Here is a 15594-nt window from a genome sequence, read left to right on the forward strand (position 1 = left end):
GTGGCGGCGGCGTGGTTCCGCGCGTGCTCCTGGGGGCTCCAGAGGGGCGCTCAGGGGGCCGGTGCCGGTTCGCCGGGACGTTCGCCGACGGGGTTGCCGACTCGTTCGGCGGGACGTTCGCCGGGCCCGTCACCGGGACGTTCGGCCGACGCGTACTCGGCGCGTTCGCGGGCCGTCGGGGAGAGCGCGACGAACGCGGCGGTGAGGAAGAGGTACGACCCGAGGCCGACGGCGAGGGGGAAGATGAACTGCATCGCCGTGGCCCCGGGAAGCTCGCCCGGCGACGGGACGACGTCGACCCGGACGGCGAGCATGCCGGTGTAGTGCATGCTGCTGACCGCGGCGCCCATGACGAGCGACGCGATGGTGACCGCGAGCGCCGACGTGATGTTGAGTGCCGCCCACAGGGCGGCGGTGGCGGCCACGACCGCGATGACGACGGAGAGGACGACGAGGAGCGGGTCGTAGCGCACCGTCCCGTTCAGGCGCAGGGCGGCCATGCCCAGGTAGTGCATGCTGGCCACGCCGAGTCCGGTGGTGAGCCCGCCGAGCAGGAGTGCCCGGAGGCGGTCGCGGCCGTATCCGACGGCGAACACGCCGCCGCCGACGACGAGCATGGCGACGAGCAGGCTGAACAGGGTCAGCGGCACGTCGTAGCGGATGTCGGTGCCGGTCACTCCGAAGCCGAGCATGGCGACGAAGTGCATGGTCCAGATGCCGGTGCCGATGGCGGAGGCGGCGGTGAGCAGCCAGTTGCGGCGGGAGGGTCCGGTCGCTTCGAGCGCTCGTACGGTGCAGCGCAGGCCGAGGGCGGCGCCGACGCAGGCCATCGCGTACGACAGTGCGGGGGTCAGCCAGCCGAAGGTGGCGTGGTCCAGGTGTCCCATGGCTCAGGGACGCTAGACCGGCAGGGGGCGCACGCGAGGGGCGCATTTCGAAAGCTGACGGAATATGACAGAGAGAGGCTTCTGAAGGGTCGTGGCACGCTCATGCCGCGCTCGAACGTGTGCGCCGTACGTCCGGCGGCAGGGTGAGGGATCATGTCCGTATGGCCGACGACCACACACAGGTGCAGGAGTTCTTCACGGCCCGCGCGGAGGACTGGGACGCGCGGTTCCCCGACGACGGTCCGGCGTACGCCGCCGCCGTCGCGGAGATGGGGCTGCGCCCCGGCGACGCCGTGCTCGACGCGGGCTGCGGGACCGGTCGCGCGCTGCCGCCCCTGCGCGAGGCGGTGGGACCCGGTGGCACGGTGATCGGCGCGGACCTCACGCCCGCCATGCTGGCGGCCGCGGTACGGGCCGGGCGGGACGGCAGCGGGGCGCTGCTGCTGGCCGACGTGGGGCGGTTGCCACTGCGTGACGGAGCGCTGGACGCCGTCTTCGGGGCAGGGCTCGTCTCGCACCTGCCCCGGCCGGCCGAGGACCTGCGGGAGCTGGCCCGCGTCGTACGGCCGGGTGGCCGGCTGGCGCTCTTCCACCCGGTCGGCCGCGCGGCGCTCGCCGCCCGGCACGGGCGCCGGCTCACCGACGACGACCTGCGCGCCGAGCCCAACCTGCGGCCGCTGCTTGCGGGGTCGGGCTGGCGGATGGTGTCGTACGTGGACGAGGACGACCGTTTCCTCGCCCTCGCCGTACGTCAGGCCTGACAGGCCGAGAGCGGCTGCGGGCCCTGGTCCGGTTCCCCAGCGGCCGCGATCGCCCGCACGAACGCCGCCGTGTTGTCGAACATGACGTTGTGCCCGGCGTCCGGCACGGTCACCACCCGCACGCCCGAGGCCACCAGCTCCTCCCTGCCCGGCAGTTCGCCGCTGTGCTCACCCTGGAGATAGACCCGGTCCACGCGTGCGTCCATGAGCATCCGGCGCATCGTGGGCCGCGTACCCCGGATCAGGCCGGAGGCGCTGCGGTGCAGGGCGAGCGGGTCGGCGAGCCGCATGGTCGCCGCCCACGTCGGCCCCACGCGCTCCAGCACGCGCGCGTGGCCGCCGCCGTGCACGAACTCCTCCTCCGAGTAGCCGGCGATACCGCTGCTCCCGGCGGTCACCGGAGGGTTGGGGTCCAGGTTGCCCTCGGTGATCACCAGCCGGCTCACCAGATCGGGCCGGCGGTGGGCCAGCACAATGGCCACCGCGCCGCCCATGCTGTGCCCCACGATCTCCGCGCCGGCGGCCCCCGCCTCGTCCAGCGCGGCGGCCAGCGCGTCCGCGTGGTCCTCCAGGGTGTACCCGAAGTCCGCCGGCCGGTCGCTGATGCCGTGCCCGGGCAGGTCGACGAAGAGCGAACGGCGGCCTGCCAGATCGGGGTGAGCGGCGGCCTGGGCGTGGTAAACCGCGCTTACGGCGCCGAGCCCGTGCACGTACACCCTCGGCGGGCCCTCACCGGCGGCCTCCGTCCAGCGGATCATGCTGCCCTGTTCGTCGAACCGTGTCTCGCGCACTCTCGCCCTCCCCTTCTGTGGTCGCGGGTCCGACTCTACGTTGGAGGTCCAGAGTTGGAAGACCGGCGGTGAGCGCCGCCGCGCAGGGGGAAGGTGGGCCCGGTGTTCAGCAGACTCCGCACGTTCTTCAGCTTCTTGAGGTCCTTGTTCGGGTCCGCCGGCGGCACGGCGGCGGCGCGGGAGGACCGGACCTCCGGGGCGGGGCAGCCCGGTGGTCGCCGGCACAACATCTTCGAGGCCGCCGCGGCCTACGTGGCCGCGTGCGCGGACGACGACCAGGAGCGCATCGACGAGGCGGAGGGGTGGGTGTCGCCCGAGGCCCTGTCGTTCGGGGTGAGCGAACTGGCCTGCCGGGCGATCATCGCCCTCGCGCGGGAGCGGAACGAGTCCCCGCAGACCGTGGCCCGCAGCCTTCTCGGCCTGCCGGCGGCGTGACGGGTCCTGCGTTCGGGCCGCCGGACCCTCGACGTCCGGGTTACTCGCTGGTTAAGGTGCGCCGACGAACGTTGGGAGGGAGGGGCCATGGCCGGGACGGAACCCGTAGGCGTCGACGAGGCCGAGGACGACGCGCTGTACGTGCTGACCGCCGTACTGCTGACGCCCGCGCAGTTCCCGAGCCTGCTCGGCGACGACTATCCCGAGGCGTGTGCGGCGCTCGGGCTGGAACCGTACGCCGAGGGGTACGGGCTGGTGCTCGGCCAGGACGGCGAAGGGGCCCGGTGGACCGTCGTCGTCGACGACGTGTCGCTGGTCGCGGTGGCGATCGCCTCCTGGGACTGCGGCATGGAGTACGACCTGTCGCCGGACGAGCGGAGCGTCGTCGTCGCCCTGCCGGGCTGGCCGCTCGCCCTCGCGGTCGCCGCGCCGCACGTGCCGCCGCCGCACGACCCCGAGACGGCACCTGACGAACGCGGGCCGCTCACGCCACCGGACCCGGGGCAGTGGGGGCCCGCACAGCGCCGGCTGGGCGCGGACGCGGTGGCCCTCCAGTGGACGGTCTGGCGTGAGCAGCTCGGTGAGGACGACTTCGCCGAGCGGAAGAACGCCGAGCGGGAGGACGGTGAAGCCAGGCCGGATCGCCGGGACGCGCCCCGCGAGCAGTCCGGCGAGCAGTCCGGCGACGAGCACGGGCCGCTGCGGCGTGTACTGGCGGAGCTGCGCGGTTACCTGGAGCAGCCGCCCCCGCCCGGCCGGGTCCGGTCCGGGTTCGCCCCTGGCGGGGCACGGACGCTGCGGGCGGACGGGCCGGGCTGGTCGATGGTGGCCAGGACGGACGACATGGCCTTCGTCCTGCTGGACGAGATGCCGCGCGAGGTCCTGCCGATCGGCCGTGGCCCGAACCTGCCCGCCCTGCTGGCCGCCCTCGACGCCATGGCGGTACGTCCGGCCTGACGGGCAGACCCGGTCACGGTCCGCTCAGGCGGTGGGTTCCTCGGCGCCGCCCTCGCCGTCCTCGGGGGTGTCCTCCGCAGGGGTCCGCTCCTGGACGTCGACGTCCGCAGCTTCGGAGAGGTCGGGATCCCAGTGGTCGGTCCCGCTGCCGGCCTGTTCGTCGGGCAGGTCCCTCGGGACGCCGGGTCCCTCTTCACCCGCGCCTTCGAGCCGCTTGTCGTCCATGGTGTCTCCCTCCGGCGTTTCCGGCCGGGCGGGTACCCACGGACGCGCTGCTCAGACCCGTTCGAGCGGGCGGTGCGGGCCCTCCGGAAGCTCGATCTTGACCGCGTCGCCCGGCCGGACCGGTCCACCCGTCCTCACGATGCCCATGATCCCGGCCTTGTGGACGATGGCGCCGGTTTCGTCGCGGCCGACGACCCGCTTGAGGAGCCCGTCCTGGAACGCGTCGATCTGGGCGCAGGGATTGCGAAGGCCGGTGACCTCGACGATCGCCTCCGGGCCCAGGTGCAGCAGCGTGCCCGTGGGGAGGCCCAGCAGGTCCACGCCCCGGGTGGTGATGTTCTCCCCCAGCTCGCCGGGCCGGACGGTGAACCCCTCCTGGGCCAGCTCCTCGAACAGCTCCTCGTGGATGAGGTGCACCTGCCGGAGGTTGGGCTGGGTCGGGTCCTGCGCCATGCGGAACCGGTGCTTGACCGTGACGCCCGCGTGGACGTCCCCCTCCACACCGAGTCCGGCCAGCAGGGTGATACCCGGCCGGTTCGGCTTGGTGAACGCGTACTCCCCGTTGCTGCTGACCGCCGTGACCGTACCGCCCATCGTGCGGACCCCCCTCTGTCATTCAGATGATCTTCTCGCCGCTCGCCATCATGCCCTGCGCTCCAGCCGCGGGGAACACCGGCCGCCGGCGGGCGTGGCCAGCGGGCGGGGCCGGTCAGCGGGGGTGGCCGGTCAGCGGCCGAGCTCCTTGCGGCTGACGCGGCGCAGCCGGCGCCGCTGGCCCGGGTCCAGCGCCAGGTAGGCCACGGCGGGTACGCCGATCAGCACCAGCAGGGACATCCAGAAGCCGATCAGCGGCCAGAGGAGAAGGCCCACGGCCACTCCCCCGATGACGATCTTCGTCCTTGTCGACATGATGTGATGCCTCCTTCACGGCCGGCCACGGCCGCTTCCTGTTGTGTCAACGCGTGATCGGGCGTGCCGGTTCCAGGGCCCGCCGCTCAGGCGGTACGCAGCGGCGTGCCCACCTCGTGCAGGTGCCCCAGGGCCTGACGGTACGAGTCGACGAACCCGGTCTCCGTGTACGGAATGCCCAGCGAGCGGCAGTGGGCACGCACCGCGGGCTGTGCGAGCCGCAGGTGGGGGCGCGGCATGCTGGGGAAGAGGTGGTGTTCGACCTGGTAGTTCAGGCCGCCCAGGAACCAGTCGGTGACGGCGCCGCCGCGGATGTTGCGGGACGTGAGCACCTGCCGGCGCAGGTGACCCCAGGGCTCGCCGTCCATGTCGGGCACTTCCATGCCCTTGTGGTTGGGGGCGAAGGCCATACCCAGGTGCAGGCCGAGCAGCATCTGGTGGATCAGCGCGAAGACGACGGCCTGGCCCAGGGACATGGTGGTCAGCAGGAGCGTCGCGTAACCCGCGACGTGTGCGAACAGCAGACCGCCCTCGATCACGCGCTCACGCCCGGTCTGGCGGGGGCCGTCCTTGGAGAACAGCGCCTGGAAGCCGTACACCTTCAGGGCGAGGCCTTCGAGCGTCGTCAGCGGGAAGAACAGCCAGGCCTGGTGGCGGACCAGCCAGCCGTTGAAGCCGGTGCGCCCCACCGCCTGGTGCTGGTTGAAGACGAGGACGTCCGGGGCGACATCCGGATCCTTCTCCTCGTGGTTCGGGTTCGCGTGGTGCCTGTTGTGCTTGTCGTTCCACCACTCCTGGCTCATACCGAGCAACAGGTTGGCGTGCAGCAACTGGATGAGGCGGTTCCTGTCCCTGTCGGCGCTGATCTGCGAGTGCCCGGCGTCGTGACCGAAGAAGGCGGCCCGCGCGGACAGCACGGCCAGGGGGACGGCCAGCAGCAGGGACCACCAGGAGTGCCCGAACAGCACGAGTCCGACGACGACCGCCGTCAGGGCGAGCAGGTTCGCGCCGATCCCGAGCGCGTACCAGCCGGTACGCCGCTCCAGCAGGCCCTGGTCCCTGATCGTGCGGAGGAGGGGCGCGAATTCGCTGCGCGAGCGGCGTTTCCCCCCTCCCGTGCCGGCGGGCGCCTCGGATGAGGATGCGAGGGCGGGAGCGCGGGCTGGGGCGGGAGCGGGGGCTGGGATGGTGAGAGCAGAGGTGGCCTGAGGCATGGCTTCTCCGGGTCTGGTGAGGTCCTGTGCGCAAGACGTGCGCCGACCTGATGAACGTACGGATGAGCGATCGCCCAGAGCCATGGCACCACCACCCGAAAACGGGGTGGGGGCTTCCCCAGGGTACTGGGGTGGTGCTGGCCGCACCCTGAACGGGAAGTGGGCTATGTCACGACACATTCACCGTCGCACGGCGGGGACTTCGGGTACCCTCGGCGCTTCGGCTCCCCGCTAGTCAAATTTGAGGAATGCGTCAGCGCTGTGCACAGGCCTTCCGGAACAACGCTCCACGAGACCCCCGGCGTTTCCCCGCTCTCCCGCTGCTCCACCGTCTTCCTGCCCGCCGATCCGCCCCGCACCGGACGCGTCGCGTTCTGGCTCCCCGGCGGCGGTGAGCCGCCGTCAGGCGGCCCCCACGACCAGGTACACGACCATCGCCACGGCCACCGCCACGGCCACGACCACGGCTCCGTGGAGGAGTTGACCGTCGTCGGGCCGGACACGCGCCCGACCGCCGTACGCGCGCTGCTGCTGCCCGTGCGGGAGGCACTGCCGATACTCACCCGGGCAGGGTGTGCGGCGGACGCCTCCCCCGCGACCGCGTTCTGGCGCGGCGCCGCCCTGCTCGCCCTCCAACTCGTCGCACGCGGACTGCTGCTGCCGGGCCTGAGCGCGACCGATCACGACGCCTGGCGCGTCGGTCCGCTCACGATGGAGGACCTGGAGCGGGTGCGTACGCTCGCCGCCTCCATGCCGCCGAGCGCCCACGCGGTTCCCGTGGGCACGGCGCCGGACAGCATGGTCCTGCTGCCCGAACCGGAGCGGCTGCTGCGGTCCTTCCTGGACGCGGTGGCCGACACCCTGCCGCGCACGCCCGCGGCGCCGCTCGCCTCGGGCGGCCCGGCGTTCGCGGCCGACGAGCCCCAGCGGGTGCCCGAGCAGCGGCCCTGGGCGGCGGACGTCGCGGCGGGCCACGACGCGGGCGTGCGGCTGTCGTTGCGCATCGAGGTGCCGGGACTGGACACGGAGCGGGGTCCCGCCTTCCGCGCCGTGCTCCAGATGCACAGCGTCAGCGATCCCGCACTCGTCGCCGAGGCCGCCGACGTGTGGGCCGGCACGGCCGGGGACGGCTTCGGGCCGCGGGCCCGGATGGACGCGCTGCTCGCACTGCGCCGCGCCGCGCGCGCGTGGCCGCCGCTCGCCCCCCTGCTGTCCGCCTCCGTCCCCGACGCGGTGGACCTGGCGGACGAGGAGGTCACCGAGCTGCTGGGCGAGGCGGCACGGGCGCTGGCCGCCACCGGCGTACAGGTGCACTGGCCACGGCAGTTGGCGCGCTCGCTGACCGCACGTGCCGTGATCGGACCGCCGGACGAGACCCGGCACGGAGAAGACGGGCCTGGAGAGGACCGGCACGGAGAAGACCGGCACAAAGAAGACCGGCTCGGAGAGGACCAGAACGGCCAAGAGCCGTACGGTAAGGGGCAGTCGGGCCTGCCGTCGTTCCTGTCCGCCGACGCGCTGCTTGCGTTCGACTGGCGCTTCGCGCTGGGCGGCCAGGAGCTGACCCGCGCCGAGCTGGACCGGCTCGCCGAGGCGGGGCGGCCGGTGGTGCGGCTGCGCGACCAGTGGGTGCTGATCGACCCGGAAGAGGCCCGGCGCGCGCGGGAGCACCAGGACCGCAAGGTCACCCCGATCGACGCCCTCGGCGCCGTACTGACCGGGACCACAGAGGTGGACGGCCGGCAGGTGGACGTGGAGCCGTCCGGCTGGCTCCAGGCGCTGCGCGACCGGCTGGCCGACCCCGAGGGGGGACGCCCGGGGACGGGTGAACCGGAGATCGGGCAGCCCGCGGCCCTTGCCGCCACCCTGCGCGACTACCAGTTGCGCGGCCTGAACTGGCTGCACCGGATGACCTCGCTCGGCCTCGGGGCCTGTCTGGCCGACGACATGGGCCTGGGCAAGACCATCACGCTCATCTCGCTGCACCTGCACCGGCAGACCGACGCGTCCGCCGCCGGGCCCACCCTGGTCGTCTGTCCGACGTCCCTGATGGGCAACTGGCAGCGGGAGGTCGAGAAGTTCGCGCCAGGCACGCCGGTGCGGCGCTTCCACGGGTCCGGGCGGGACCTGGAGGGCCTGGCGGACGGCGAGTTCGTCCTGACCACGTACGGCACGATGCGGCTGGACGCGGCACGGCTCGCGCGGGTGGACTGGGGCATGGTGGTCGCCGACGAGGCGCAGCACGTCAAGAACCCGTACTCGGCCACCGCGAAGGAACTGCGCACCATCGGCGCCAGGGCGCGGGTGGCGCTGACCGGTACCCCCGTGGAGAACAACCTCTCCGAGCTGTGGGCGATCCTCGACTGGACCACACCCGGGCTGCTGGGCCGCCTGGGGACCTTCCGCAGCCGGTACGCGCAGGCCGTCGAGGGCGGCGCCGATCCGGCGGCTGCGCGGCGCCTGGCGGCGCTGGTGCGGCCGTTCCTGCTGCGCCGCCGCAAGACCGACCCCGGGATCGCCCCGGAGCTGCCGCCGAAGACGGAGACCGACCGGGCGGTGTCGCTCACCGCCGAACAGGCGGGCCTGTACGAGGCGGTCGTACGCGAGACCATGGCGGCGATCGCGGAGGCGGGCGGGATGGAGCGCCGGGGTCTCGTCGTGAAGCTGCTGACGGCGCTCAAGCAGATCTGCAACCACCCGGCGCAGTACCTGAAGGAGGACCGGCCCAGGATCGCCGGCCGTTCCGGAAAGCTGGAACTGCTGGACGAGCTGCTCGACACCATCCTCGCCGAGGAGGCGAGCGTGCTGGTGTTCACGCAGTACGTGCAGATGGCGCGGCTGCTGGAGCGGCATCTGGCCACGCGCGGCGTGCGTACCCAGTTCCTGCACGGCGGCACCCCGGTCGCCGAACGGGAGGCCATGGTGAACCGTTTCCAGGCGGGTGAAGTCCCCGTCTTCCTGCTGTCGTTGAAGGCGGCGGGTACGGGACTGAACCTCACCCGGGCGGGCCATGTCGTGCACTACGACCGCTGGTGGAACCCGGCCGTCGAGGCGCAGGCCACGGACCGGGCGTACCGCATCGGGCAGACGCAGCCCGTGCAGGTGCACCGGCTCATCGCGGAGGGCACGATCGAGGACCGGATCGCCGGCATGCTGGCGCGCAAGAAGGAGCTGGCGGACTCCGTACTGGGCTCCGGCGGGGACGACGCCCTGACCGGGCTGACCGAACTGACCGACGCCGAACTGGCGGAACTGGTGGAGCTGCGTGGAGTACGAGGGAGCGCCCGATGAGTCGTGACGAGGACATGGAGCGTACGTTCGCGGCGCTGCCTCCCGCGCGTGGGCAGGGTTTCGCGCAGACCTGGTGGGGCCGGGCCTGGCTGAAGGCGCTGGAGGACACGGCGCTCGACGGGGCGCAGTTGAAGAAGGGCCGCAAGCAGGCGCGGGACGGCGCGGTGGGTGCCGTATCGGTGCGCCCGGGGCGGATCACGGCGGTCGTGAAGGACCGGGACGGCACCGCGCAGCGCAGTGATGTGCTGTTGCAGGAGCTGACCGAGGAGGAGTGGGACCGCTTCCTGGACATGGCGGTGGACCGGGCCGGCCATATCGCCGCCCTCCTGGACCGGGACATGCCGCCGCACCTGGTGGAGGACGCAGCGGCCGCCGGCGTCGAGCTGCTGCCCGGGATCGGTGACCTGGAGCCCGAGTGCGGGTGTGACGCGTGGGACCACTGTCCGCACACGGCGGCCCTCTGCTACCAGGTGGCGCGGCTGCTGGACCAGGACCCCTTCGTGCTGCTGCTGATGCGGGGCCGGGGGGAACGGCGGCTGCTGGACGAGTTGCAGGTACGGAGTGTGGCGCGGGCGGAACGGGTCGAGCGGGCGGAACGTACCGACCGGGACGAGGCGCAGCCCGCCACGGTCGGAGCCGATGGGGTACGGGCGGACGAGGCGTTCGCCGCGCGGGACATCCTTCCGCCGCTGCCCGCACCGCCCCCGGTCCCGGAGACGCCCGGGGAGCCCCCGTCGCTGGACACGGAGGCCCGGCCCGCCCCGGGCGTCGATCCGGCCGCGCTGGAGCGGCTGGCGGCGGACGCGGCGGCGCGGGCGCACCGGATGCTGGTGGACGCGCTCGCGGCCGGGCACGGGCACCGGCCGGTGGAGGCGCCGCTGACGGCGGAGCAGGACGCGGTGCGGCTGGCCGCTTCGGCGGCGTGGGTGCCGGAGGCCCTGGACCGGCTCGCCGCCGGAACCGGCCGCCGGCGCGCCGACCTGGACGTCGCCACGCGCGCGTGGCGGCTGGGCGGCGCGGACGCGCTCGCCGTACTGGAGGAGGACTGGACGCCGGGTCCGGAGCTGCTGGCGCGGGCCAAGGCGCTGCTCGCCGCCTCGTGGGAGGACGCCGAGCGCCCAACCCTGCGGGCGGACCGCCCGGGCCGCTGGACGGTGGCCGGCGCCGGCGTACAGGTACGGCTGGACCGCGACGGGCGTTGGTGGCCGTACCGCAAGGAGTCCGGCCGCTGGACCCCGGCGGGCCCGCCCGACCCCGACCCGGCCGCCGCCCTGGCGGGCGTGCCGACGGACGACGCCTGACGTCGGTCTGACGTCAGCCTGACGTCACGGCGTCACGGCCCGCTTGGGCGGGGCCGTGGCGCGCCCGGCCGGGGCCGGCTCGGAGCACCCGGCCGGGCCCGGCACCGGCCCTGGCCATGACGGCCTGAACCGCAAGAGCCCTGAAGCCCCAAGAGCTCTGGAGCCCGGAAGCCCAGAAGCACAGGGCTCTGGAGCTCTGGAGCCCAGAAGGCCTGGGGCCTGCCCGGAAGCCCAGAAGCCCCGGGCCCGGAAGCCCTGGAGCCCGGAGCCGCAAGAGCCCTGGAGCCCTGAAGCCCTGAAGCCCGGCGCCGTGGAACTACCCGAGCTGTCGTTCCGCCGCGTCCACCGTCTGGGCGAGCAGCACCGCGATGGTCATCGGGCCGACGCCGCCCGGCACCGGGGTGATCAGGCTCGCGCGGGCGGCGGCGGACTCGAAGTCGACGTCACCGACGTTGCCGGGGTTGTAACCCGCGTCGATGACGACGGCGCCCGGCTTGATGTCCTCGCCCTTGATGAAGCGGGGCTTTCCGACGGCGGCGACGAGGATGTCGGCCTCCCGTACGGCCGCCGAGAGGTCGGCGGTGTACGAGTGGCAGTACGTGACGGTCGCGTTCCGCGCCAGGAGCAGCATTCCGGCGGGCTTGCCGAGGATGGCGCTGCGGCCGACGACGACGGCCCGCTTGCCCGCCGGGTCGACGTCGTACGCGTCGAGCAGCCGCATGATGCCGCCGGGCGTGCAGGAGACGAACCCGGGCAGGCCGAAGCTCATCGTGGCGAAGGAGCTGAAGGTCACGCCGTCGACGTCCTTCTCGGGGGCGATCGCCTCGAACGCGGCCCGCTCGTCGATCCCCGGGCCGACCGGGTGCTGGAGCAGGATGCCGTGCACCTCGGGGTCGCGCGAGAGGTCCTGGAGGGTGGCGACCAGTTCGGCGGTGGTCGTCGTGGCGGGCAGCTCGATGTGGCGGGAGCGGATTCCGGCCTTCTCGCAGCGGGCCCGCTTCATCTTCACGTACGTCACGGAGGCCGGGTCCTCGCCGACCAGGACGGTGGCCAGGCAGGGCCGCTTGCCGGTGCGGGCGGTGATGCCGGCGGCGCGGGCCGCGGTCTCCTCGACGAGGCGGCGGGCGAGGCCGCTGCCGTCCATGAGGCGGGCGGTGGTGGGGTTGGCGGACATGGCGGTCTCCTGAGCGGTCGTCAGTGGATCGCCCAGGCGCGCGGCAATGGCGTCGGTCCGCCGGGCCGCTCCCCGGTGGTACTCCACCCAAGCGCCAGTCACGGCCCGCCGCCCACTCTACGGGACGGTTCCGCGCCACGTCCCGGGAGCCTGCTCGTGGATCGCTTGTGAGGCCGGCCGGGGACGTAAAGGATGGCGCGGAAGGCGTCGGTGGGGAGGGCGTGGTGGGGGAAGGCGTTGTGGACGACCCCTGGGTGGCCTTGGAGCGGGGTGCCGATCCCGTGGAGCGGGCGGGGGCGCTGCGCCGCGCGCACGAGGCGTTCACGGCGGGCGGGCGGCCGCCGGAGTCGGTGCGGCCGGTGGTGCGGCCGGTGGTGGCCGCTTCCTGGCGGCGCTCGGCGCGGGCCCGGGTGTGTCCGGACGGGGCGGCGTGCGTGGAGCTGGACGAGGACGCGTTGGCGGCGTACCGGGAGGGGCATCCGCTGGCGGCCGTGATGCCGGTGATCCGGGAGCTGACGGGGGCGTACGCGAGGGACGGGGAGCATCTGGTCGCGGTGTGCGACGCGTTCGGGCGGCTGCTGTGGGTGGAGGGGCACACGGGGACGCTGCGCCGCGCGGGGCGGATGAACTTCGTGGCGGGCGCGCGGTGGGCCGAGTCGGTCGCGGGGACGAACGCGCCCGGTACGGCGATCGCCGTCGACCGGCCGGTGCAGGTCTTCGCCGCCGAGCACTTCCGGCGGCCGGTGCAGGGCTGGACGTGCGCGGCGGCGCCGGTGCACGACCCCCGTACCGGGCGGCTGCTGGGCGCGGTGGACATCACGGGCGGGGACCGGCTGGCGCATCCGCACAGCCTGGCGTTCGTGCAGGCGGTGGCGCGGGCGGCGGAGTCGCAGCTCGCTCTGCTGACCCCGGTGCCGCCGGCGGGTGACCGGCTGCGGTTGTCGGCGCTCGGCCGGGACGAGGCGGTGCTGGTGGCGGGCGGGCGGCGGACGCGGCTGAGCCGCCGGCACAGCGAGATCCTGGTGGTGCTCGCCCACCAGCCGCGGGGCATGGGTGGTGAGGAGCTGCTCGCCGCTCTGTACGAGGACGAGTCGGTCACCCCGGTGACGCTGCGCGCCGAACTGTCCCGGCTGCGTGCCGTGTTGACGCCCGGGCTGCTGCGCTCGCGCCCGTACCGGCTGGCGGCGCCGGTCGACGCGGACTTCGAGGCCGTGGAGCGAAAGGTGGCCTCGGGGGCGGTCGCCTCGGCGCTGCGCGGGTACGCCGGGCCGTTGCTGCCCGGCTCGTGCGCACCGGCGGTGACCCGGCTGCGGCGGCGGCTGGCCGACGGGCTGCGCGCCGCGCTGGTCGCGCGCGGGGACCCGGTGCTGCTCGCCGACTGGGCGCACAGCCCGTGGGGCGAGGACGACCTGGAGGTGTGGCGGGCGCTGGCGGCGGCCGTACCGGCGGGTGGCCTTGCCCCCGTACGGGCGCGTCTGGACGCCCTGGAGGCGGAGCTGTCCGGGGTGTCGGGCGCAACGCGGTCGCAACGTCCGCGTCCCTAGCCTCACCAGCCTCACCGTGAGCGCCGGCCGACGGCGCGGTACCAGGGAGGCCCGGATGACCCGTTACGCAGCGCCCGGCACCGAGGGCGCGATCGTCTCGTACGAGTCGCGCTACGACCACTGGATCGGCGGCGCCCATGTGCCGCCCGCTCGCGGCCGGTACTTCGAGAACCCCAGCCCGGTGAACGGCCTGCCGTTCACCGAGGTCGCGCGGGGCACCGCCGAGGACGTCGAGCGCGCCCTGGACGCGGCGCACGCGGCGGCACCGGCGTGGGGCCGGACCGCCCCGGCGGAGCGGGCGGACGTCCTGCTGCGGATCGCCGACCGGATGGAGGCGAACCTGGAGCGGCTGGCCGTCGCGGAGAGCTGGGAGAACGGCAAGCCGGTCCGCGAGACGCTCGCCGCCGACCTGCCGCTGGCCGTCGACCACTTCCGCTACTTCGCGGGTGTGCTGCGTGCCCAGGAGGGCTCGCTGAGCCAGCTCGACGACGACACCGTCGCGTACCACTTCCACGAACCGCTCGGTGTCGTGGCGCAGATCATCCCGTGGAACTTCCCCCTGCTGCTGGCGGCCTGGAAGCTGGCCCCGGCGCTCGCGGCGGGCAACGCGGTCGTCCTCAAGCCGGCCGAGCAGACACCGGCGTCCGTCCACGTGCTGATGGGGCTGATCGCCGACCTCATCCCGCCGGGCGTGGTGAACATCGTCAACGGCTTCGGCGCGGAGGCCGGCAAACCGCTCGCCTCCAGCCCCCGCGTCGCCAAGATCGCCTTCACCGGCGAGACGACGACGGGGCGGCTGATCATGGGGTACGCCTCCGAGAACCTCAAACCGGTCACCCTGGAGCTGGGCGGCAAGTCGCCGAACATCTTCTTCGACGACGTATGGGCGGCGGACGACGACTTCCGCGACAAGGCCCTGGAGGGCTTCACCATGTTCGCCCTCAACCAGGGCGAGGTGTGCACGTGCCCGTCACGCGCGCTGATCCAGCGCGGCCACTACAGCGAGTTCCTGGAGGCCGCCGTCGCCCGCACCGAACGCATCGTCCCGGGTCACCCCCTGGACACGGACACGATGATCGGTGCCCAGGCCTCCCACGAGCAGCTCCAGAAGATCCTCTCGTACCTCGACATCGGCCAGCGGGAGGGCGCCAAGGTCCTGACGGGCGGTCAGCGGATCGAGTACGGCGGTGAACTGGCGGGCGGCTACTACGTCCAGCCGACCATCTTCGAGGGCGACAACCGGATGCGGATCTTCCAGGAGGAGATCTTCGGCCCGGTCGTCGCGGTCACGTCGTTCACCGACCTCGACGACGCCGTCACGACGGCGAACGACACCCTGTACGGCCTCGGCGCCGGCGTCTGGACCCGTGACATCACCACCGCGTACCGCGCCGGACGCGCCATCCAGGCGGGCCGGGTCTGGACCAACTGCTACCACGCCTACCCGGCGCACGCGGCGTTCGGCGGCTACAAGCAGTCGGGCATCGGACGGGAGGGCCACCGGATGATGCTGGACCACTACCAGCAGACGAAGAACCTGCTGGTGTCGTACTCGGCGAAGAAGCTCGGCTTCTTCTAGATGCAGCAAAAGGGCGCCTGACCAGGGAAGATGCCGGTCAGGCCATCGCGGCTTCGGTGCCCAGTGCGACGGCCTGGATGGTGGGCAGCCGCAGCATGCGGCATGCCTGGTCGACGGCCGCGTCCGCGGCCTGTTCGGTTAGGTCCGCGGTGGCGTTTGAACGTCGTCATGGCCTGTCTCCCTCGACGGCGGATCGGTCCGGCCGCTGCCTCGGTCGCAGCAGCCAGTCGTAGGCCCGACGGACGGCAGCGGCCGGTTGTCGGGCGGCAGGTGGGCCAGCCGCCGTTCGGTTAGGAACGTCACCCTCGCCCGGTCCGGCTCCGGATCTGCCGTAGTGGGCGGTGCTTCGTCGGCCTCGGCGGCCTTACGGGCCTCCAGCGGGACCGCGTCCGCAGTCAGAGCACCGGCCCGCAGGGCGGCCGCGAGCCCGGCCACCAGGTATTCGTGGTGAAGATGCCGGCCCAGCAGCAGAACCTCGATCAGAGCGCGGGTGCCGTCCCGGTCGCCGTGGGCCTTGCGGCGCGGA

General features: G+C 73.4%; 14 protein-coding genes, 1 pseudogene and 1 riboswitch. Of the genes and pseudogenes, 7 read left to right on the forward strand and 8 right to left on the reverse strand.

What is annotated here, in order from left to right; genetic code table 11:
* Positions 1–50: 50 nt before the first annotated feature.
* Positions 51–887, reverse strand: a complete 837-nt coding sequence (locus tag AB0J57_RS00985; RefSeq protein WP_366125773.1) for an MHYT domain-containing protein — start codon at positions 885–887, stop codon at positions 51–53.
* 161 nt (positions 888–1048) lie between these two features.
* Here AB0J57_RS00985 and AB0J57_RS00990 point away from each other — a divergent pair, with 161 nt between their 5' ends.
* Positions 1049–1648: a methyltransferase domain-containing protein gene (locus tag AB0J57_RS00990; protein WP_366125774.1), complete on the forward strand. Its 600-nt coding sequence runs from the start codon at positions 1049–1051 to the stop codon at positions 1646–1648.
* On the opposite strand, the gene AB0J57_RS00995 is transcribed toward AB0J57_RS00990, so the two are convergent.
* The gene (locus AB0J57_RS00995) at positions 1639–2439 is read right to left on the reverse strand and encodes an alpha/beta hydrolase (RefSeq protein WP_366125775.1); all 801 of its coding nucleotides are present in this window, start codon (positions 2437–2439) and stop codon (positions 1639–1641) included. The genes AB0J57_RS00990 and AB0J57_RS00995 overlap by 10 nt on opposite strands.
* Positions 2440–2541: 102 nt before the next feature.
* Between AB0J57_RS00995 and AB0J57_RS01000 the strand changes: the two genes are divergently transcribed.
* Together AB0J57_RS01000 and AB0J57_RS01005 are read left to right on the forward strand one after the other, a co-directional pair.
* A complete protein-coding gene (locus AB0J57_RS01000) occupies positions 2542–2874 on the forward strand; it encodes a hypothetical protein (RefSeq protein WP_366125776.1) in 333 nt (110 codons plus the stop codon).
* Positions 2875–2961: 87 nt separating this feature from the next.
* On the forward strand, positions 2962–3831 hold the full coding sequence (locus AB0J57_RS01005) for a hypothetical protein (RefSeq protein ID WP_366125777.1): 870 nt from the start codon (positions 2962–2964) through the stop codon (positions 3829–3831).
* A gap of 24 nt (positions 3832–3855) precedes the next feature.
* On the opposite strand, the gene AB0J57_RS01010 is transcribed toward AB0J57_RS01005, so the two are convergent.
* The 4 genes from AB0J57_RS01010 to AB0J57_RS01025 all read right to left on the reverse strand — a co-directional run bounded on the left by AB0J57_RS01010 (position 3856) and on the right by AB0J57_RS01025 (position 6179).
* Positions 3856–4056, reverse strand: a complete 201-nt coding sequence (locus AB0J57_RS01010; protein ID WP_366125778.1) for a hypothetical protein — start codon at positions 4054–4056, stop codon at positions 3856–3858.
* Positions 4057–4107: 51 nt separating this feature from the next.
* Positions 4108–4650: an MOSC domain-containing protein gene (locus AB0J57_RS01015; RefSeq protein WP_366125779.1), complete on the reverse strand. Its 543-nt coding sequence runs from the start codon at positions 4648–4650 to the stop codon at positions 4108–4110.
* A 132-nt stretch (positions 4651–4782) separates the two neighbouring features.
* Positions 4783–4965: a hypothetical protein gene (locus tag AB0J57_RS01020; RefSeq protein WP_126885285.1), complete on the reverse strand. Its 183-nt coding sequence runs from the start codon at positions 4963–4965 to the stop codon at positions 4783–4785.
* 86 nt (positions 4966–5051) lie between these two features.
* The gene (locus AB0J57_RS01025) at positions 5052–6179 is read right to left on the reverse strand and encodes an acyl-CoA desaturase (protein ID WP_366125780.1); all 1128 of its coding nucleotides are present in this window, start codon (positions 6177–6179) and stop codon (positions 5052–5054) included.
* Between the two features lie 261 nt (positions 6180–6440).
* Between AB0J57_RS01025 and AB0J57_RS01030 the strand changes: the two genes are divergently transcribed.
* Entirely contained in the window at positions 6441–9470 is a 3030-nt protein-coding gene (locus tag AB0J57_RS01030; protein ID WP_366125781.1) for a DEAD/DEAH box helicase, read from the forward strand.
* The gene (locus AB0J57_RS01035; RefSeq protein ID WP_366125782.1) at positions 9467–10771 is read left to right on the forward strand and encodes an SWF or SNF family helicase; all 1305 of its coding nucleotides are present in this window, start codon (positions 9467–9469) and stop codon (positions 10769–10771) included. Before AB0J57_RS01030 ends, AB0J57_RS01035 begins: the two co-directional genes overlap by 4 nt.
* A 316-nt stretch (positions 10772–11087) precedes the next feature.
* Here the strand turns inward: AB0J57_RS01035 and AB0J57_RS01040 are convergent, their stop codons facing one another.
* Entirely contained in the window at positions 11088–11945 is an 858-nt protein-coding gene (locus AB0J57_RS01040) for a bifunctional 5,10-methylenetetrahydrofolate dehydrogenase/5,10-methenyltetrahydrofolate cyclohydrolase (RefSeq protein WP_366125783.1), read from the reverse strand.
* 23 nt (positions 11946–11968) lie between these two features.
* Positions 11969–12057: riboswitch (ZMP/ZTP riboswitch) on the reverse strand.
* A 127-nt stretch (positions 12058–12184) separates the two neighbouring features.
* On the opposite strand from AB0J57_RS01040, the gene AB0J57_RS01045 reads away from it, so the two are divergent.
* Positions 12185–13489 carry a GAF domain-containing protein gene (locus AB0J57_RS01045; RefSeq protein ID WP_366126436.1) on the forward strand — a complete coding sequence of 435 codons (1305 nt, stop codon included), beginning with the start codon at positions 12185–12187 and terminating at the stop codon, positions 13487–13489.
* A gap of 55 nt (positions 13490–13544) precedes the next feature.
* Positions 13545–15068 (forward strand): aldehyde dehydrogenase, encoded by a 1524-nt coding sequence (gene adh / locus AB0J57_RS01050; protein ID WP_366125784.1) that lies wholly within the window; start codon positions 13545–13547, stop codon positions 15066–15068.
* Positions 15069–15138: 70 nt separating this feature from the next.
* Here adh and AB0J57_RS01055 read toward each other — a convergent pair.
* Positions 15139–15238: pseudogene (locus AB0J57_RS01055) on the reverse strand (AAA family ATPase); the annotation flags it as partial.
* Positions 15239–15594 lie beyond the last annotated feature (356 nt).

Source organism: Streptomyces sp. NPDC049837 (assembly GCF_040674455.1).
Classification (GTDB): domain Bacteria; phylum Actinomycetota; class Actinomycetes; order Streptomycetales; family Streptomycetaceae; genus Streptomyces.

Coding starts and splice junctions, on each gene's coding strand:
- adh (WP_366125784.1), top strand. CDS start 13,545: ATGACCCGTTACGCAGCGCCCGGCACCGAGGGCGCGATCGTCTCGTAC.
- AB0J57_RS00985 (WP_366125773.1), bottom strand. CDS start 887: ATGGGACACCTGGACCACGCCACCTTCGGCTGGCTGACCCCCGCACTG.
- AB0J57_RS01005 (WP_366125777.1), top strand. CDS start 2,962: ATGGCCGGGACGGAACCCGTAGGCGTCGACGAGGCCGAGGACGACGCG.
- AB0J57_RS00990 (WP_366125774.1), top strand. CDS start 1,049: ATGGCCGACGACCACACACAGGTGCAGGAGTTCTTCACGGCCCGCGCG.
- AB0J57_RS01010 (WP_366125778.1), bottom strand. CDS start 4,056: ATGGACGACAAGCGGCTCGAAGGCGCGGGTGAAGAGGGACCCGGCGTC.
- AB0J57_RS01015 (WP_366125779.1), bottom strand. CDS start 4,650: ATGGGCGGTACGGTCACGGCGGTCAGCAGCAACGGGGAGTACGCGTTC.
- AB0J57_RS01035 (WP_366125782.1), top strand. CDS start 9,467: ATGAGTCGTGACGAGGACATGGAGCGTACGTTCGCGGCGCTGCCTCCC.
- AB0J57_RS01020 (WP_126885285.1), bottom strand. CDS start 4,965: ATGTCGACAAGGACGAAGATCGTCATCGGGGGAGTGGCCGTGGGCCTT.
- AB0J57_RS01040 (WP_366125783.1), bottom strand. CDS start 11,945: ATGTCCGCCAACCCCACCACCGCCCGCCTCATGGACGGCAGCGGCCTC.
- AB0J57_RS01025 (WP_366125780.1), bottom strand. CDS start 6,179: ATGCCTCAGGCCACCTCTGCTCTCACCATCCCAGCCCCCGCTCCCGCC.